Consider the following 19,172-nt stretch of genomic DNA (forward strand, 5'->3'; position numbering starts at 1 on the left):
AAAATATTAGGCTGTTCCGACAGCCTTTTCTTATTCATAAAATAGATTGTGAAATATTGTACTTAAAGTAACGGGTGCAATATTTGTGCGAAATGTTTCTAGCTTAAATTGAGAATGGTCCACAATACTCAGGTAAAGGCTAGACAGTTCCTATCGGAACTGAAGGATTATATCGAAGAGTCAAATGACTGGGTAACGCCCTGAAGGGTTCTTAGTTGTTGTTTAGCTTATTTTAATATCAGTAAAAGTGATAGCTAATTGGATGATAACGGGTATCATGATGTTCCTAATTTTTTCTTCACCTTTTTCACAATCAGTATCAGAAAAAAGAGTAAAGGAATGTAACCATAATTTATGAAAAAGGCTATTTTCCCAGTAAAATCGTTCAGCGCGTTAATTTGCTGCCGTGTCTTTAAAAAATTAATGGTGATTAATACGACAATTGATATCATAAGAACCCCGTATTTTTGTTTTAGATTGGTCACCCTTTTTACAATACGGCTTGCACACCATAGGGTAATACAAACATTGGGGAGAACAATTAGAATCCAATTGGCGATACCAATGTATTCAAATCTCTCCACAAAAGGCATTTCTACTATTTTCCATATCGTCAAAGTTGGCCAGATGTTCTTAAGCAGCTGTCCCTCTGAAAAAAAAGCAAAGGTTCCAATAGTAAGAAGCGTATAGAGAATAGTGGTAAAAAGAACACAAAGATGGACCCATTGCTTTGATTTTTGCGGTTCTTTGATAAACGGATAAACAAACAATATTACTTCATAGCCAAGATAAGTGAATGACATTTGATAAGATGCCGTGACCAAATCCATAATCGAGTGGTCAAAGATCGGAAGTAAGTTTCTGATATCAGAATAAGGTATGATAAACGAAAAAGTGAATATTAAATAGGCTGGAAGAACAGTTCCAAAGTATGCCACACCAGTTACGATTCTAAACCCTCCGAAAATAATGTAGATGGCTAAACAACAAAAACCCAGGGAATACCAAAAGGTACTCAAATCCGGAAACATCCATACTTGAATGACATCAATATAAGTTCTAAGTGTTGTGAGAGTGATAAGGATAAAATAGATAACGAATGGCAAAGACATTAGTTTGCCTATTTTCTTTCCAAATACGAAACTATGAGCTGTCATTATATCCCCATTAGCCTTTTCAACAATTTTGTAAATCATCCATACAATGACATGGATACTTAAACCGGCAATAAGAACAGCTATCCATGCATCATATCCTGCAGTTTGGGCGATTATGCGCTGGAAGCCAAGGACCCCTACGCCAAACTGCATTTGGTGAACTATAAAAAAAACTAAAAAAGGCGATATTTTTGCTTTTTCAGGTATAAAATGCTCCATAGCGCTTCCTCCGGTTCCTATTCGTCACAATCTCTTTTTTTTGCTTTTCTTTCTTGGGGTAAAACGAGTAGGGGGTAGTGTCCATAAACCTTGTGGCCGTTTGGATTGTTTGCTGTGGGAGCCTGATATGAGAAGTAGGTCTTAATAAGTGTGTCTGTATTTATCCTTTCCTTATATGGAAGAATTATGAATTATGTTGTTGTATTAAAAAATGTAAACTTGAATGGAAAGCGTTACTGATGGGATTCCAGAAGATGTTTTTCAAAAGGCATTACCGATAAAAGCGGCGAACTTATTGTTTTACATATAATTCAAATTTGGGAATGCCTACGTTCCACCTTAGGTATGCCGATTTCAAAAAACATTCTTGGAAGCAAGATTTACGGTGAACTACTTGATGAAACATTGGAAGAAGTAAAACAAGAATTAATGGAATATATTGAGGAAGTATTACAAGATGTAAATTAACGTTATAACTTAACGAGCATGTAACTATAAATTATCGATTGTAATTAATAAGTAATCCATCGAAATAAATGATGTGTTTGTTAATAAATACACTTAAACTAACAGGTCTTTAGTTAAATAAGCAGTATAAAAGGATCTTCGACTGGAAGATCCTTTTATACTGCTTATAAGAACGATTACATAAAACAATTTTAAGAAACTTTCTTTAATTCCTCAGTTAATCGTAGGAATTCTGCTTTATTTTTGTCTCGTAAGGACAGGTCGATTTTCTTTTGAATTTTCTCTTTTCGGAAATCACGCAGGGCTTTGTCTAACACCATTTCAGCAAATAGAGAATCCATGACACTAACTTCAGGTTGTGGTGAATTAAGCAAATTCATTTCCATAAGAAATCAACTCCTTGACCTTTTTTCTATTATACCAATAATTTTCGGACTATTCAATCATTTGAAATTGGTAATTTGAGAGAGCAACAATATGAAACATATTTTATCTACTTATTTGGTTACGAATCAATTCATGAGTATAGAGGAACAAATTGCACTCCTTTTAAAGAGATTTTATTACGATTGATTTTTTTATCCTTTCGAAAAAGTACACTTTTCCAAGGGGGATTTTTCATTCAAAAAAGACTGTTTTTTACGAACGTTCACTATTTTTATTATATTGAAGAAGAGTATGTATTACCGATATTAGTTGACATATAGAAACTAATAAGCCAACAATAAAAAATGGGATCTGGCAGACTTTTTTAAGGTACCTGAAAGCATTACTACTGTTATTGTATAATCTCTTTGGAGGTTTTTTGCTTAGCTTTTTAGCGCTTTTTTAATAAAAAACATTATTAAATATCAAATTGAGAAAGATTAAGTAAAGTAGAAATTACGGGTTTATGGTATTAAACCAAATTGCCATTATCGTTATTTGTAAGGTGGAAAGATCAGTTGATTATCTGGTACCTTTTTTTCAACAGGAGGTCTTCTAAAAAATGCTTTACCTTTTAGCTGAGCAAGTTGAACGTGTTGGGTTTCTAATTGCTATGGCATTTTTATTTTCTAGGCAACAAAAGCTTCGCCATTTTATGCATTATCAAGGTGAAAATCAAAATATTTGGTACTTTATTTGTTTGTTTAGTTTTTTTGCCATATTAGGCACATATTCTGGGCTGCCGGTAACGGATATCGGTTTCCGAGAAACTCCGTGGATTCATAAAATTACAGGCTGGGAGGCAATAGCCACTGCAAGGACAATAGGTGTCGTGATCGCTGGATTGTTTGGCGGGGTAAGAGCTGGTCTCTGTGTCGGATTAATTGCTGGAATCCATCGTTATTTTTTAGGCGGATTTGTCGCTTTACCCTGTCTGATTGCTCCCATTCTCCAGGGAGTTTTTTCAGGACTGATGAAAAATTCGCTTAAAAAGCGTTACCGGCATATTTCTTCCATACAAATGTCTTTTTTGGTAGGGTTTCTAGCTGAGTCTTTACAAATGCTTTTGATATTACTCCTTGCCCATCCTTTTGATAAAGCACTTTCTTTGGTTCTATTAATTGGCATTCCCCAAATCTTAGCAAACAGCCTGGGGGTTGCTGTATTTTTTGTTATTCTGATTCAAGTAGCCTTAGAAGAAGAGAGAATTGGAGCACACTATGCGCAAAAAGCTCTACAAATTGCCGAAATGACCTTATCGTATTGGAGGAAACCGCTTAATGTAGCTGTGTGCGAGATTGGTCAAGCATTGATTCGCGAAACCGAGGCGGTCGGTGTAACCTTTCAGCAGAAACAGAACATTCTTTTTCAGCAAGGGGAAATTACTCCGTTTGGAATTGATTTGCCTATCGGATATCGGAAACACAATATCGGATTCTTCCGGATGTTTTATAAGAGGGTGCAAGATTATCAAACAGCTGAAGTTACTGCCATACTAAATGGGCTAGGCCAATTGTTTAGCCAACAGTATGCCTTGGCGGAAGCAGAGAGACAGGCACATTTGGTCACCAATGCTGAAATTAAAGCACTTCAGGCGCAAATGGATCCCCATTTTTTATTTAATGTGTTGAATACAATTAAATCGCTTATTCGCACTTCGCCTGATGAATCAAGAAAAATGATTACACAATTGGCAAAATATTTACGAAAAAATATGCAAAATGTGAATCAAGATCTCATTACAATAAAAGAGGAATTAGAACATGTTGAAATTTACCTGAACTTGGTAAAGGCGAGAATAGGAGAAAGATTACAGGTTAAGTGGGAGTTAGATGAAAATTGCCTGGACTACACGATTCCTTCATTAACGATCCAACCATTAGTAGAAAACTCTATCATTCATGGAATAAGAAACATGAGAAGTAATGGATGGGTAAAAATTAGCGTAACAAACATGATAAATGGGGTTCAAATTAGTGTTGCAGATAATGGAAAAGGAATGGAAACCGATTTTGTCAATGAAGATAGGGAAGAACATATGGGATTTGCTTTAACTAATATCCAGCAGCGTCTTTTATATCATTATGGGGAAAAATCGAATTTTACGATCGAGTCACAAATAGGGGAAGGAACGATTGTATCATTTGTGCGGCCGGTTGACGAAGGCCTCCGGTAGTTATTTTCTAGCAAAAGTAAAAATAGTAGTGGTTGAATTCCTTTTAGAGGTGATTAATGATGACGGTTCGCGTATTGATTGTTGATGATGAGCAGCCCGCTAGGGAAGAGCTGGCCTATATGCTTGGAGAGATACAAGGGGCAGCACTGATTGGCGAGGCATCCACTGGGATGGAGGCAGTAAAGAAAGCTAAGGAGCTTAAACCGGATCTTATGTTTCTTGATATTCATCTTCCGGATTTAACTGGATTGCAAGTAGCTGAGTTGTTGAATGAATTTGACTTTGCTATTCAAATTGTTTTTCTGACAGCCTATGACCATTTTGCCATTGAAGCATTTAAGCTTCGTGCGTTTCACTACCTATTAAAGCCCTATGATTTAGAGGATCTTATCGAGGTATTCGATACCTATTTAAATATGTTAAAGGAAAACCAGATGAAAACGGAACAGACAAAAAATAAATTAGCCATTGAAACAGAAAATGGGATTACTTATTTGTCACCAAAGGAAATTTATTTTATTGAAAAACAGGGGCGGGAAGTGATTATCCATACAAAAATAGAAAAAATAAAGGCCTTGTTTACTCTTAACGAGCTTTTTGAAAAGCTTGAACGGTTTTCATTTTTCCGAACTCACAAAAGCTATTTAGTCAATTTAGAACATATTAAAGAATTAAGAACATGGTTTAGTGGCTCTTATAATCTTATTATGAATGATCAATATCAATCAGAAGTGCCTGTAAGTCGAAATTATGTGAAAGATTTACGTGAAAAAGTGGAATTATGACATCTTACATACGATTTTCAACATGATAAACCAAAAAACATCGCCCCCTATGGTAGATTGATATAATCAAACTAAGAAATGAAAACGCATTCAAAGGAGGCGGCACGCTTGAAAGCATTAATATTTGTTTTAGTATTAATACCTTTTCTTGCACAATTGGTAGCGTTACCATTAGTTAATAAGATTCACCCTTTTATTATAGGCTTCCCATTATTTCATTTTTGGCTGCTCATCTGGATGATTCTTACTCCAGTTTTTACATGGGCTGTCTACAAAATTCAGAAGTCTAGGGGGGAAATTGGAGAATGAAAGGAAATTTAACCGCTCTCATTGTTACTTCTCTTATCGTGTTGGTTGTTATTTTCATTGGATTTATAGCTGGCCGAAGCAAAGAATCACGCAGCTCTGTTGAAGAATGGTCAGTAGGTGGACGCCGGTTAGGAAGTTTATTTGTTTGGTTTCTGATCGGGGCAGACGTTTATACGGCATATACATTTTTGGGTTTAACAAGTTCTGCATTTAAAGGCGGCAGTATTGCCTTCTTTGCAACACCATATGTTGTATTAGCATACCCGCTTGCATACTTCTTTCTGCCAAAAATTTGGAAGGTTGCTAGTGTTCATAAGTTCACAACACTTGCTGACTATATTAAAGATCGATTTGATAGCAAATTGTTTTCCGTATTAATTGCGATTAACGGCGTACTAATGCTCATTCCTTATATTGATTTACAATTAAGTGGTATCCAGGATACATTAAGAGTTGCTGGAACAGGTTATATCAATATCACATTTGTTGTTATTGTTTCATTCTTACTTGTTGCCTTCTATACTTTCTTTAGCGGAATTAAAGCACCAACTTATACAGCTATTCTAAAAGATATTTTAGTATGGGTTATCATGTTATACATGGTTATCTCGATTCCTATTATTCACTTTGGCAGCTGGGGCCATATGATGCAAACAACAGTTGATAAAGCACCAGGCATGCTTACATTGCCAACGGCAGGACCAAAAGGGATCTTCTGGTTCTCTACCGCGGCGCTTATCTCTGCGTTAGCATTGTTTATGTGGCCGCATACTGTTACCGGTACATTTAGTTCTAAAAGTGGAGAATCACTTAGAAAAAATGCTATTATCCTACCTTTCTATAACATTGTACTAATGCTAGTTACCTTCTTAGGTATTACGGCATTCTTAGTTGTTCCAAAAGGAACGGATCCACGTTTTGCTTTCTTGGAATTAATCCATATGTCCTATGGCGGTACTATGCAAGGTTTGGCTTATTCTACAATTGCTTTAGCATCATTAGTGCCATGTTCTATCATGGCGATCGGAGCATCAAGTCTTTTTGCCAATAATATCTATCGTGATGTTATTAATCCAAAAGCATCACCATCCAGAATGACAATGGTTACTCGTTACATGGTATTTGTAGTTATTGGACTTGCATTATTATTTGGTTTGTTATTCCCAAATGCACTAATTACCCTGCAATTAATGGGTGTATCAGGTATTGTTCAAGTGTTCCCGGCGGTAGTCTTTAGCCTATACTGGAGAAAACTTTCAAAACAAGCTGCTTTTTCCGGTTTTATAATAGGTATGGCCGTTGTAGCCACCCTATATATCACTCATCAATCATTTGGAGCATATGAAGGATTCTGGGGACTTGTTGTCAATATTCTTATCGTTCTTTTCCTAAACCCTTTCTTTGCAAAACAAGCACTGGGAAAAAACAACGCCGTAATAGAAACATTGTTTGGAAAAAAGGATTCAAAATCAGGTATTGAACGGAAAATTGGATAATAAAGGGCTTAAGGAATTGTGATGAATAACGTCTATTAACTTAGAAAAGAAAACAAAACAACGAAGATGTAAAATCGTAAAGATTTTACATCTTTTTTATTAAGTTATTCTTGAATAACACAACTCTAAGATACCTGTAATTCTACATTAGACCTTAGCGAAGAAAAAAAACCTTTTTTGTAAACCCTTAGAGGCCATTAACACCTTTAATTCCTAGTGTTAATGGCCTCTAATCCTTATTATCTAAGATTAAAGTGTGTTAATGTGATTGTCGATAGGGTTTGAACGATCTCCTTTTAACAGAATCATCAACTTTATCGAGATATTCAGGTTTAAACAGTTGATACTTTTTCAATTGGTAAAAGTCCATAAGTGCTTGTTTTAATGTAAGATCGTACTTTATGGAAAATGAAGGTACCATATTGCGACGAAGGACAGCATCATCCATAATCCGTCGACTCCCCCGCCTCCTAGAGGCGTGCGGTTGTTGGCGGCATTGACGATTGCTTCAATATCGGGCTGATCGTGTTGTCACCGAGGATAAACGTAATCACATTCCGACTCTCCTTCAAATGTTAGTCATTACCTTAGATCACCAAAGAAAACGATGCCAAAAATTTTACACTCAAATAACCAAAAAATCAAAGACAATCGTGGTAAACTAACAAAAATAGAAATAACTGGGGTGTATATATGAAAATTGGTTTAAGGACAGTCAAAACAGCATTGGGTGCGGGGGTTTCCATCTGGGTTGCCGAATTGCTTCATCTTCAGTTTTCCAGTTTCGCAGCCATTATCTGCATCCTTTGCATAGAAAAGACGAAAAAACAGTCCATCCGGTCTTCTCTGGAACGGTTTTCCGCCTGTACACTTTCATTAGTATTGAGCGGTCTGGTGTTTCGAACGCTGGGATTCAATCCCCTTGTATTTTCGTTATTCATTTTGCTGTTCATTCCCTTGCTGGTTCGGCTCCGTCTGCAAAAAGGGTTCGTGAACAGCGTGGTGATCGTCCTTCACATCTTCACGTTGGAGAAGTTCACTCTTCCCATCGCCTTAAATGAACTTCAAATCGTCATGATCGGCGTGGGAGTGGCGATTCTGTTGAACAGTTATATGCCAAACGTAGAAAAAAACCTTAAGGAAACCAAATCGACCATAGAAGAAAAGTTCAAAAAAATATTGTTTGAATATGGAGCCTACCTGGAAAAGGGCGATCAAGGATGGGACGGGAAAGAACTATTGGAATTGGAAGAAAACCTCAATGAGGGTAAAATACTAGCCATCCAATATGAGGAAAACCAATTGGGAGCCGATAAAAAGGGGTATTATCATTATTTTGATATGAGGGAAAAACAGTTTGTCATTTTAAACCGCATGCTGCCCATCGTATCCTCGCTGCATGAAGATGTCGTCCAACGGCATTTATTCGCCCAATTCATGTACGAAATCAGCGCCGATGTAAAGAGCGAAAACTCTGCTTTCAGTCATCTTCAAAGACTGGAAAGCCAGCACCAAAAAATGAAGGAGCTTGAATTGCCAAAATCCCGCACGGAATTCGAAACAAGGGCATCTGTCTTCCATTTAATGAACGAGATGGAGTATTATTTAAAAACAAAAATAAATTATTACGACGAAAAGCAGATTGATGTTTAACCTAAAAACACACCTTTCTTTTTTTATAATTTTTTAAAATTTCCCTTAGAATTTAAAAAAAGGTGGGAGTGAAGTGAGTAAAAGAATTGATGAGGTTGAAGAAAAAATTGTTTTATTGACAAAAGATTTTTTATACTAAATAGTCTATAGCAGGAGGAGTGGTTGGGTACATAATTGAAAAAGTTTGTGTAAGAAAGTACAAAGAGTAAGATGGTGAATTTTTGTATTTAAACTATCCTGAAAATATAAACCGCAGTAGCACATATTTGGCAAAATGTAGGCAGAGTAAAAAGCCATCCTTGACAGGCATGGTTATTCCACAAATGGGCCAGATTGTTGAGGAATGTTTTTAATGATATTGGAGATTATGCGATAAAAGGTGTTTTGTATTGCAGCAATAAGGTGTTTTTAACATGGACCATTTATAATCGAAAAAGCCGTAAAATGAACTTTTCGTTATTCAATTATTAAAGCAGTCACTTCTTTGTGAATTTTTGTTATTCAATAGGGAGAAAATACAATTTAACTGTAAGGTAGATAGATTTGTCTATAGGAGGTTGAGTAGTGTCACTTGTGATTTGCGTACTCACCACTTGGTTCGTGATTATTATACTATCACTTATTCCTAAAAAATTATCTGAACTTGATATGCTATTCCTTTATTTTGTCAATACCATTTTCGAACTCAGCATATTTACGGTGTTGCATGTAAATCTTAAATGGATTGTTGTGAATCATTCTGTAGAGAAATCAATAGCTGATTTGGTGTTGCGTTTAATTATGATTCCACTTGTGTTTATCGTGACATCCAACATTCTTTTATATTCTTGGAAATTCTTAAAATGGATCATCGTAATCGCAATGATTTTGAGTTTTATTTTGATGCAGGGGTTATTAGAAAGGTTGGGAGTTATAACGACCCATCATTGGAATGTTGTATATAATTTTTTAATGTTTAGCAGTTATGCTATTTTTTCGAGAATTATGGCGTGGGTGATTGTCAATGTGGATCGAAAAGAAGTGAAGAAAGTATGAACGTTTATGACAATCATTTCAATTCAAATGAATGGTTTATTGTGGTTGGATTATGCATTGGAACTATCACATTGTTTTTCCTGCCAAAACGGTTTCCTAGAAAAACGTCTATTGTATTTTTTACTTGTGGTGTTTTTAGCGGGTTCTTCTTCGATCATTCCCTAAGTGTTGAGCCTGTTAATTTTTATGATGTAAATGACAATTCTTCTTATCAATTTATTGATTTTCTCTCTTACGTTACTTATGGCCCTTTAAGTTACTTATTTTTTTACTTTTTTGATCGCCTCAGACCGGTATCTATTCCTATATACATTCTCATTTGGTCTTTAATAAGCCTTGGAATGGAATGGAGTGCTACTTATTTCGGTGTCTTTCATTACAGGCATGGATACAAGCTGTTTTATTCACTTCCTATATATTTGATAGTTCAAAGCTGTTGGATTGTATTATATCATCGGTACCATGGGTCTAATTCCAACCTAAATTCAAATCCTATTCTTTAATAATTGTTGGAAAATACTGTGTCTTGGAGAGGATATTTTTACATTGCTACACGCTTGAGCCGATTTATACAAACAGTCCATAAAAACATCAATGAAAAGACGAGCAATGTGATGTCGCCTAACGAACGGGAGCTTTTATTCAAGTAGGAAATAACATTTGCAAGGATCTTCCATAATAGGGCGTATTTCTGGAGCAAGAATGTGTTCTTTCTTTATGTTAAGGCCATTTTGTGGAATAACTCTTTATAAGCAAATTGGATATTTATGTTAAAGTTGTGGAGAATTGTACTTACGGTAACTGGAGTTTAGTTGAATAAAGGCGAATTTATATATTCATAATAATGAGTTCTTTTACACAAGCAAAACCCCTTCAGATACAGTTGAAGGGGTTTTTTAAATACTATTTTTTCTCGATGATGACGAATAAAACACCAGTAAGAATTAGGATGGAGCCTATCCAAAAGGTTACACCTATGTTCTCTCCTAGAATAAGCCATCCGAGTAATGTCCCAACCACGGGTTGAAAGAAGAAAAATAGCCCCCCACTTGAGGCGTTAAGCATTTGTAATCCACGATTCCAAAGTAGAAATCCCCCTGCTGTTGATACAATACCCAAGTACAAGACTCCTCCCCAAATGGTCGGATGAGTCAGTTGAGAGATATTAATTGCGTGTAACCTTGGCAAAACCAAAGGGGTCAACACGATTAGGGCTACCAAGATGGAATAGGTCGTTACCACAATTTGTGAATAATCACTCGGCACACGCTTTACAAGTACAGACATGAGTGCCCATGTTAAAGCAGCAATAAGCAGTGAAATACCACCAAGTTTACTGGACAAATTCACATGACCGACTCCAACAATGAGAAAAACCCCAATTGTCGCTAAACAAACGGAGAGTACCTTTTTTAACGTCAACCGTTCTTTAAGAAGTAAGCGAGCAAAAATAACCATAAATGCTGGTGTTGAAGAAGTTATAATGGCTCCCATTTGTGCTGAGGATAGCATTGTACCAGTTTCCTGAGTAACTATTGAAATGGCGTTACCAATGACCCCAATGGCTATGATTATTAAGAAATGACGTTTATCGATTCGCCATTTTTGACGTGTTATCAAGCCGATAATGAGAAGTGCGACAATAGCCACTAAATATCGTATCCACACAAGTTCCAGTGGAGGTATGACCGATACTACAATTTTAACAACAACGTACATACCACCCCAAATACTGGAAGCCAACGCTAAATATATAGAACCTAATATGGTGTTTTTCATTTTTTATACCCTCCGTCTTTTATTTAGGTCGAAAATGCCCCTAACGGAGAGATGTAGTCACCTTCACCCCATTAAGAGCAGAAGCGTGCTACTGGTACATCGTTTTCAAATAATGGAGTCCAATACATTTTGATTCACCTCTAGTCCGATCTAACTACAATTATCTTTGTTTTATTGTAGCAGAATATTAAGATTTTTAACATGTTTGATGTCTTAGCCTATAAAATCCCCGAAATGTCAGCGAGAGCCCATATACAAAAGCAGCTTGTTTTATCAGGCTTCTTAAGAAATTCATATACTGAGAGTTAGATTGTGAAAAAATGCACTTAAAGTAAAGGGTACTAAATAACTACCTTCTTAAACTTATGGTTAGAACTCATTTTAAAATTTTAAATATACCAGCGTGGTTTGTTATTAAATAAAAAATCGTAAGACAGCCATTAAAACGACACCACTAATAACAGTAATTGATAAACTTTTTGTTCGCATAGCAACCAAAAGAGTAGGTATTATCACGATAATAACTGACCAGTTTATTTTTAATGAATGATTAGTTTGAATAATGAAGCTCTCTACTACAAGAGCTGTAAGAATGCAAACAGGTACGTAAGACAGCCACTTTAATACTGGTTCTGGTAGAGTCATATTCCGAACCACTAGAAATGGAACAATTCGTGGAATAATGGTTACTAACGCACATCCAAGTATCACCATCACGGTTGTTAAATTAATACTCATTTTTCTGTCACCACCCCAATAGTAGCTACGATAATAGTAGCTATGATAACAGCTAGGTGAGATGGAATGAAAAAGGATAAAGTAATCATAGCTGTGATCATATAAATAATTAAACATAAGTAATGCTTTAATTTTGAGGATATAATGCTTTCTAATTGTAAAATGAGTAAAGCTAAAAACATTGCTATTAAAGCAAAGTCTAAGCCAAACATTTCTGGATTAGAGATCCAATTACCAAAGACGGCACCGATCACGCAAGATATAATCCAACAAATGTAGGCAGTTATATTTAAACCATTCATCCAACGATCATTAATTTGTTCACCTTTTATAATTTTATTAGAGGCAACACCAAATGACTCATCTGTAACAAGTAATCCAATACCTACATTCTTTACCAAAGAATATTTTGTAAAGTGAGGAGCAAGAGTTGCACTCAAAAGAAAATTTCGTAAATTTACGATAAAGGTTGTTACTATAATTGCTGAAATGGAACTATTAACCGCTAACAAAGCGCATATGATAAATTGAGCTGATCCGGCATAAACCAGCGTTGATAATAAAGTAATTTCTATTATGCTCAGATGAGAAGATACACCTACTATTCCAGCTGCCAAACCTATACTAATGTATCCTAACAAAGTCGGTATACAATCTTTCATTCCTTGTACGAACGTTGGGCTCATCTCTTTTACGCTACCTATCGCTTTTTCTGTAATCACTATATCCCCTCTTTTTTCAACATATTACACGCGTGTTTGTTATAGCATACAATAATTTGTTAAAACAGACAACAGTATGTTATCATATAAGCAATACTACTTGTATTTGAGGGAGAGTCATTATGGATACTATACAAACTATTATTTCGGAGAACCTTGTCAAAATCAGAAAAAGTAGGAATCTCACCCTTGATCAAGTTTCTGAATTAACAGGGGTTAGTAAAGCTATGCTGGCACAAATAGAAAAAGGGAAATCCAGCCCAACTGTTACTACTCTTTGGAAAATTGCCAATGGTCTTCAGGTATCTTTTTCTATATTTCTGAAAGAAGACAAGCCACAAGTAAAGAAAATAAGCATGGAACAATTAGAGACTCTTACAGATAATGAAGGAAAGTATATTGTCTATCCTTTTTTCCCTTATGACCCAGAAAAAAGGTTTGAAATTTACATAGTGAACCTTGAACCAGGATGTATACATGACTCAAAAACACACTTAGGAGAAGAGTATATATTAATAAAAGAGGGTGAACTAATAATTGAGCTTGAAGGGGCGAAACATGAACTGGTTTCAGGAGATGCAATGCAATTTACAGGAACGATAACACATAAATATATAAATTCTTCAAAAAAATTAACAAGTTTTTTCCTATTGATGTACTACCCAGATCCAGAATGATAAACACTTAAAAATGCTTATAAATAAACATTTTGTCGTTTATATTAATGGTAAATAAATGTGAGTACACTTAAAAAATATTATTAATGGGTTAATGGTTAAAGACAAACGATGAATATCTTATACATATCAAGGTAACATAATCCCGCTTTAGAGGAAGTTAATTTCCTCCAGAACATAGAAACGGCAAGGAGTTATAATCACTGCCGTTTTTTTATATTCACATTTTTATACATCTCCATCACAGTAATGTTTTACGGAACCGACTGTTTTTGCAGCCTGCATAAAACTTGGCATATCCTTAGCATATAATATCCTCGTTTTGCCGTCAGGACCCCATATTAAGATATTCTACAATCGGGCGCTTTAATACAGCAACGAAAAAGCCTAAATACTTTAAATACACCTGATTTTCATAGTAAAGATAACCGCATTTTCCTGACTCTACCCCAACAATATGTATTATTAAATAAAGGAATTTTGCTTTCAGTAAAGAAAGTATAAATAAAGAAAAAAGTGAGGGGATGAAAAAGATTTTAGAACGAAGCAACCATACCATTCAGATTAAACCTTGGGAAGATAAGGACCTTGATTTACTTTTTCGTATAAACGCTCCAGAGATGATGCAGCATCTTGGAGGTCCGGAAAGTAAAGAGCAAATTTTGAATAGACACAAACGGTATCTGGAGCTTAATAGTAGAGGATGTATGTTCAGCATTATATTGTTACCTGAGTTAGAACCAGTAGGCTCAGTTGGTTACTGGCAAACTACTTGGAACGATGAAAGTATATACGAAACTGGATGGAGCGTCCTACCCTCTTATCAGGGGAAAGGAATAGCTACAATTGCAGTGAAGTTAGCAATAGAAGAAGCATCTGCCGAGAACAAGTATAAATACATTCACGCTTTTCCTTCAATTGATAATCCTGCTTCAAACGCAATTTGTCGGAAGCTTAGCTTTCAATTTATCTCCGAATGTGGATTTGAATACCCTCCAGGGTGCTTTATTCGATGCAATAATTGGCGTTTAAATTTAATTCCAAGTAAATAGTTTATTTAAAGTTTAGCTTAATATAAAAGCTTATTAAATTATAGGGCGCTATTCTTAAATAAGAAGGTGCCCTTTTTAGATTGGGCCAGATAGTAGAGCAGCAACATTAAAGTAACTTCGATATTTGTGTTAATATATAGATGAGATTTTGAAGGTTTCTCTTAATCAAACTAGAAGTTTAGTTCAATAAAAAGTATCTTTGGTTGTAATGATATACTTTTAAAAAATGGGGAGATAACATGATATTAGAAGTTGCTATGCTTCAAGTAAAGCAAGGTATGGAAGAGGAATATGAGGAAGCATTTCGTCAGGCATCGAAAATCATTTCTTCAATGAATGGATACATATCTCACGAATTACAGCGTTGTATGGAAGTTAAGGGTAAATATTTACTTCTAGTGAAGTGGGAAACATTAGAAGATCATTCAGTTGGATTTAGGCAATCAAACGAGTATCAAGAATGGAAAAAACAATTACATCATTTCTATGATCCATTTCCAACAGTTGAACATTTTGAGAAAATCCGCCTTTAATAGTTGATATTGTACTAACGGATGGCTTTAGTAAAATAACTAAGGAGCCATTTTTTCAAGCTCTTTCGCATTTTTCAATATTCCATAATCGGGCGCAATTCTGCAGTAAGAATTGTTCTCTTTATTTATGTTAAGGGCCATTAAGTTGAATAAGATCACTTTTATTTTCTAATGAAGGTAAAATGCAAATCTCGTCTATATAAACGCCATTATCGGTAATAAAAAAAGGATCTTCGATTAGAAAATCCTTTTTCAATTTTATTTGAACTAGCATTCGTTAGCGGAACATGGATTACACCTAATTTGATCGAATTAAAGTTGTATCATTTCAATCAAACGTTCATGAACACTGTTATCAAATAAACCGCCATGGTAACAAATAATTTTTTCTATTTCAAATGTTGATAATAATTCGATTGATTTAATTGATTTTTCAATATCCAATGTATATTTTGGATTAGATGGATATAATTTTCCGTTATTTATAATTAATGCATCTCCAGCTATTAGGGTTTTACTTGCTTTATGATAAAAACTTAAATGTCCTGGGGTATGACCAGGAGTATCTATTACGATAAATCCCCCACAAAAGGGCAACTCTTCTCCTCCCCTAATAACATGGTCTACCTTCGCTTTTGGTGGATTTTCTAATCTAAATTTGAACGCATTACGGAATTCTTCTGGTATTTCAGGAGGTAAGGATTCCAAAGCTTTGGATATCGCTTCAGGAGTAATTTTCAGAATCCTTTTTTCACCTTGAATAAATGGTTTTTCAATTGCACTAGCATATACATCTATTTTATTTTGAGATTCTTCCAAAATTATTGGTAAACTCCCAATATGGTCTATATCTTGATGGGTAATGAATATTTTATTAAGTTTTTCAAAAGAAACACCTGCTTTTTCAATACTTTCACGGATATCATTTAATTGTCCAGGGAATCCTGTATCAACTAAAATCATATTCTCTTCATCCCATATTAAGGTAGGATGAATGACATTAGCCTCTCCCATAGAATTCATTGTAAGCTCTAACATTTTAATATTATCTTTCACTAACATAAACCCCCTCCAGAAAGTATTAATTTCTAATGCCAGTTCAATAATACTCACAAATGCTCAATTGGTCAATATTAAAATATTTTATTATATCATAAAAAATATTTTTTGTCAATAATTATGCTTGCTTTTTTAAATTTAATTTCATTCTATTTTTTAACAATACACTTTTAAACGGAGAACGAAAATTTCATAAGAAATAGTACTGATATAGGATTCCTTTATATTTAGATATTCAACAATCGGGCGCAATTCCGCAGAAGGAATTGTCCTCTTTCTTTATGTTAAGGGCCAGATTGTTGAGGAACGTTTTCAATGATATTGGAGATTTATGTAAAAAATATCATGGAGTTGTGAAGGTTTTCACTTAAACAAACGGACAGGTGAGTGGGATATGTTTGTAAACCAATTTACATTCATTGGGGGAATTTAAATGGCAAAAGGACCATATAAAATTATGAAAGGAGGAGAGTCATAAAATGCAGATAATGAACAATTTTTTTCGTGCACGTGCGAGTATGGTGTACATGATGACCAATAATGAAGTAATGAATCAAATTATTGCCTTTTACATAGACATGAATGGAATGCTCACTTTTGTGGGTTCCTACCCAACCTATGGAAGAGGTACCGGTACAAGGGAAGTTTCCACTGCAACAGCAAACGATGGCGTCGACCCCTTAGCGTCACAAGGCGCCCTAACTTTGTCCCGTGATGGACGTTTCCTACTTGCAGTTAACGCAGGCAGCCATAGTATCAGTAGTTTCATCATAACCGATAGCGGAGCACCTGTTCTCGTCGATGTAAAGCCATCAGGAGGTACCCAGCCCAATAGCGTAGATGTGTTTGGTAATCTTCTCTATGTCTCCAATGTAGGTGATGCCGCAAACAATTTTGCATCAAATATCACTGGTTTTCACATAGATGATAACGGAAGCCTTGCTCCTATTCCCGGATCCACCCATTCTCTCAGTACCTTCAATGCACAGCCAGCGCAGGTTCTCTTCACTCCGGACGGCAGTAAAATCGTTGTCTCCGAGCTTACATCAAACCATCTCAGTGTATTCCATGTAAATAAAAATGGTACGGTTACAGGACCAATCGTTAATAATTCTTACGGTCAAGGACCATTGGGTGCTTATTTTCTATCCTCTGGAATCCTCTTAGTTACTGAAGCAGTTTCAAATGCTCTGTCATCTTATTTATTGAGCAACGACGGTATCCTTCATGTGATCAGCGGCTCTGTACCAAACGGATATAAGACTGCTTGTTGGGTTGTAACAACAAGGGATGAACGTTTTGCCTACACTGCCAACACCTTAAGCGGCACCATCTCCACCTACCAAATCGATCCCAATGGAGCACTGTCGGTGGTAAGGCATATTACCAGTACACCGCCAGGTACAGCACCAGGTCTTCCGATGGATGTTGGAGTGAGTAAAGATGGACGGCATTTTTACACCCTTAACGGAAATCAGGGTACAGTGTCAGTATTTAATATCCAAAATGATGGTAGTCTAGTAAGATTGCAGGTTGCTTCCTGGACCAACTTTCCTTACTTTGGATCGCAAGGTTTAGCTGTTCTTTGATTCTATTGGGTTCACCATACTTGTGTGGAACAGAAAAATACAGGAGTTGCTATAAATAAGTCTTCCGATACTGGTGGCTTTTGTTATAAGACAACATAATTTCCAGCAAGATTGTGAAGAAATATACTTAAACAAACTGGGTGCTATAGTTTCATAACACATGGGCTGTTACGGCAGTCTTTTTTCATTAATCGTTATTGAACGTTAGTTAAAGAAGTAATGACAAAATAAGAGGTATATAACAAGGAGAAAGTGAGATATGGAGTATATTTACGTTGAATGGATACATAACTTTATTGATGACCCAGTTATCTTAATATCTGAAATTGATGAAAACCGATTTGAAAAAAGGAAAATTGAAATATACAAAAACGGTAAAATCGGCTTTGCCTACAACAATGTTAAAGTTATGGGAACTCGATTATCAACTGAACCGATGTCAAGTCTAAATGATATTTCGTCTGATTCTCAATTTTCACCTAAAGTTATAACTAAAGATGTATTTGAAAAGTATTGGAATGAAAATGTAGTACCTCTTATTTAAATAACTGAGTGCATTACTTCAACAATGTGGTAATGCTATTTTCTTATTCAAGTAACGGACAGGTTTGTTGAAGAAGGCTATCCCTTTGGTATCGGTCTCTTACTCTACTGAACTAAGCGTTCAGAGGGGGAGTGGAGTAAGTAAATAAATTTGCATAATTACATTCATTCTTGTATATAATTGGTTGGAATGTTTTTTGAAAATTCACTATATATTTCGGAAAATTCATTGGAAGGAGTGATCAATACGTGCCGTTTCAGTACAACATTATGGAAGGTCTGCCTGAAGGTAACGTGTTAAACTCTATTGCCGCTTTAGTCGCATTGGTATTCAATGATGGACCTATACTTCGGGTTGAAGAGGTTGAGCAGTATTATCGCAACAATAAGGTCTCAATCCCATGGGTAGAAGAAGCTAAGCAACACCATAGGAATATGGTGGTTATCTGTTTTGATGGAGATTGCCTTGTCGGTTTTAAGATGGGTTATCAAATAAAGTCGAAGGAATTCTATAGTTGGTTGGGGGGAGTTCGTCCGGATTACAGGAATAGAGGAATCGCATCGGAACTCATGATAATGCAACATAACTGGTGCAAAGACAATGGATATGAGTCTATACGAACTGAAACCATGAATCGCTTTCGAAACATGTTAATTTTAAACCTGCGACACGGGTATAATGTCACAGGAACCTATACAACCAGAGAGGGTGATACCAAAATCATTCTGGAGAAACCTCTCGTAGATTCGTGAGGC

General features: G+C 35.6%; 19 protein-coding genes and 1 pseudogene. 13 read left to right on the plus strand and 7 right to left on the minus strand.

Annotation, left to right across the window (positions count from 1 at the left end):
- Positions 1 to 275: 275 nt before the first annotated feature.
- A complete protein-coding gene (locus tag J2S10_RS06840; RefSeq protein WP_307405751.1) occupies positions 276 to 1,376 on the minus strand; it encodes a GerAB/ArcD/ProY family transporter in 1,101 nt (366 codons plus the stop codon).
- Between the two features lie 345 nt (positions 1,377 to 1,721).
- On the opposite strand from J2S10_RS06840, the gene J2S10_RS06845 reads away from it, so the two are divergent.
- Positions 1,722 to 1,844 (plus strand): hypothetical protein, encoded by a 123-nt coding sequence (locus J2S10_RS06845; protein WP_307405753.1) that lies wholly within the window; start codon positions 1,722 to 1,724, stop codon positions 1,842 to 1,844.
- A gap of 191 nt (positions 1,845 to 2,035) precedes the next feature.
- On the opposite strand, the gene J2S10_RS06850 is transcribed toward J2S10_RS06845, so the two are convergent.
- Complete coding sequence (locus J2S10_RS06850) at positions 2,036 to 2,230, minus strand: IDEAL domain-containing protein (protein ID WP_307405755.1); 195 nt, start codon at positions 2,228 to 2,230, stop codon at positions 2,036 to 2,038.
- Between the two features lie 602 nt (positions 2,231 to 2,832).
- On the opposite strand from J2S10_RS06850, the gene J2S10_RS06855 reads away from it, so the two are divergent.
- The 4 genes from J2S10_RS06855 to J2S10_RS06870 all read left to right on the plus strand — a co-directional run bounded on the left by J2S10_RS06855 (position 2,833) and on the right by J2S10_RS06870 (position 7,036).
- Entirely contained in the window at positions 2,833 to 4,446 is a 1,614-nt protein-coding gene (locus J2S10_RS06855; RefSeq protein ID WP_307405757.1) for a LytS/YhcK type 5TM receptor domain-containing protein, read from the plus strand.
- Positions 4,447 to 4,505: 59 nt separating this feature from the next.
- Positions 4,506 to 5,231 carry a LytR/AlgR family response regulator transcription factor gene (locus J2S10_RS06860; RefSeq protein ID WP_307405759.1) on the plus strand — a complete coding sequence of 242 codons (726 nt, stop codon included), beginning with the start codon at positions 4,506 to 4,508 and terminating at the stop codon, positions 5,229 to 5,231.
- 108 nt (positions 5,232 to 5,339) lie between these two features.
- Positions 5,340 to 5,540, plus strand: a complete 201-nt coding sequence (locus J2S10_RS06865; RefSeq protein WP_307405761.1) for a DUF3311 domain-containing protein — start codon at positions 5,340 to 5,342, stop codon at positions 5,538 to 5,540.
- Positions 5,537 to 7,036, plus strand: coding sequence for a sodium:solute symporter family protein (locus tag J2S10_RS06870; RefSeq protein WP_307405764.1), 1,500 nt, complete (start codon positions 5,537 to 5,539; stop codon positions 7,034 to 7,036). The genes J2S10_RS06865 and J2S10_RS06870 overlap by 4 nt, the downstream gene beginning before the upstream one ends.
- A 259-nt stretch (positions 7,037 to 7,295) precedes the next feature.
- Here J2S10_RS06870 and J2S10_RS06875 read toward each other — a convergent pair.
- Positions 7,296 to 7,487, minus strand: a pseudogene (locus J2S10_RS06875) (hypothetical protein); the annotation flags it as partial.
- A gap of 242 nt (positions 7,488 to 7,729) precedes the next feature.
- Between J2S10_RS06875 and J2S10_RS06880 the strand changes: the two are divergent.
- Together J2S10_RS06880 and J2S10_RS06885 are read left to right on the plus strand one after the other, a co-directional pair.
- Positions 7,730 to 8,689 (plus strand): aromatic acid exporter family protein, encoded by a 960-nt coding sequence (locus J2S10_RS06880; protein ID WP_307405766.1) that lies wholly within the window; start codon positions 7,730 to 7,732, stop codon positions 8,687 to 8,689.
- Between the two features lie 564 nt (positions 8,690 to 9,253).
- The gene (locus J2S10_RS06885; RefSeq protein WP_307405768.1) at positions 9,254 to 9,724 is read left to right on the plus strand and encodes a hypothetical protein; all 471 of its coding nucleotides are present in this window, start codon (positions 9,254 to 9,256) and stop codon (positions 9,722 to 9,724) included.
- 903 nt (positions 9,725 to 10,627) lie between these two features.
- On the opposite strand, the gene J2S10_RS06890 is transcribed toward J2S10_RS06885, so the two are convergent.
- From J2S10_RS06890 to J2S10_RS06900, 3 genes are all read right to left on the minus strand, one after another.
- A complete protein-coding gene (locus J2S10_RS06890; RefSeq protein WP_307405776.1) occupies positions 10,628 to 11,503 on the minus strand; it encodes a DMT family transporter in 876 nt (291 codons plus the stop codon).
- A gap of 414 nt (positions 11,504 to 11,917) precedes the next feature.
- Positions 11,918 to 12,241 (minus strand): AzlD domain-containing protein, encoded by a 324-nt coding sequence (locus J2S10_RS06895; RefSeq protein ID WP_307405782.1) that lies wholly within the window; start codon positions 12,239 to 12,241, stop codon positions 11,918 to 11,920.
- Positions 12,238 to 12,927, minus strand: a complete 690-nt coding sequence (locus J2S10_RS06900; RefSeq protein ID WP_307406760.1) for an AzlC family ABC transporter permease — start codon at positions 12,925 to 12,927, stop codon at positions 12,238 to 12,240. Before J2S10_RS06900 ends, J2S10_RS06895 begins: the two co-directional genes overlap by 4 nt.
- A gap of 158 nt (positions 12,928 to 13,085) precedes the next feature.
- Here J2S10_RS06900 and J2S10_RS06905 point away from each other — a divergent pair, with 158 nt between their 5' ends.
- The 3 genes from J2S10_RS06905 to J2S10_RS06915 all read left to right on the plus strand — a co-directional run bounded on the left by J2S10_RS06905 (position 13,086) and on the right by J2S10_RS06915 (position 15,225).
- Positions 13,086 to 13,640 carry a helix-turn-helix domain-containing protein gene (locus J2S10_RS06905; RefSeq protein WP_307405788.1) on the plus strand — a complete coding sequence of 185 codons (555 nt, stop codon included), beginning with the start codon at positions 13,086 to 13,088 and terminating at the stop codon, positions 13,638 to 13,640.
- Between the two features lie 524 nt (positions 13,641 to 14,164).
- Positions 14,165 to 14,692, plus strand: coding sequence for a GNAT family N-acetyltransferase (locus tag J2S10_RS06910; protein WP_307405795.1), 528 nt, complete (start codon positions 14,165 to 14,167; stop codon positions 14,690 to 14,692).
- A gap of 239 nt (positions 14,693 to 14,931) precedes the next feature.
- The gene (locus J2S10_RS06915; protein WP_307405797.1) at positions 14,932 to 15,225 is read left to right on the plus strand and encodes an antibiotic biosynthesis monooxygenase family protein; all 294 of its coding nucleotides are present in this window, start codon (positions 14,932 to 14,934) and stop codon (positions 15,223 to 15,225) included.
- A gap of 312 nt (positions 15,226 to 15,537) precedes the next feature.
- Here J2S10_RS06915 and J2S10_RS06920 read toward each other — a convergent pair whose 3' ends face one another.
- A complete protein-coding gene (locus J2S10_RS06920) occupies positions 15,538 to 16,287 on the minus strand; it encodes an MBL fold metallo-hydrolase (RefSeq protein WP_307405803.1) in 750 nt (249 codons plus the stop codon).
- 476 nt (positions 16,288 to 16,763) lie between these two features.
- Between J2S10_RS06920 and J2S10_RS06925 the strand changes: the two genes are divergently transcribed.
- From J2S10_RS06925 to J2S10_RS06935, 3 genes are all read left to right on the plus strand, one after another.
- Positions 16,764 to 17,873, plus strand: a complete 1,110-nt coding sequence (locus J2S10_RS06925; RefSeq protein WP_307405812.1) for a lactonase family protein — start codon at positions 16,764 to 16,766, stop codon at positions 17,871 to 17,873.
- Between the two features lie 259 nt (positions 17,874 to 18,132).
- A complete protein-coding gene (locus J2S10_RS06930) occupies positions 18,133 to 18,417 on the plus strand; it encodes a DUF6881 domain-containing protein (protein WP_307405816.1) in 285 nt (94 codons plus the stop codon).
- A 248-nt stretch (positions 18,418 to 18,665) separates the two neighbouring features.
- Positions 18,666 to 19,169 carry a GNAT family N-acetyltransferase gene (locus tag J2S10_RS06935; RefSeq protein ID WP_307405820.1) on the plus strand — a complete coding sequence of 168 codons (504 nt, stop codon included), beginning with the start codon at positions 18,666 to 18,668 and terminating at the stop codon, positions 19,167 to 19,169.
- Positions 19,170 to 19,172: the final 3 nt, after the last annotated feature.

Source organism: Neobacillus ginsengisoli (assembly GCF_030813055.1).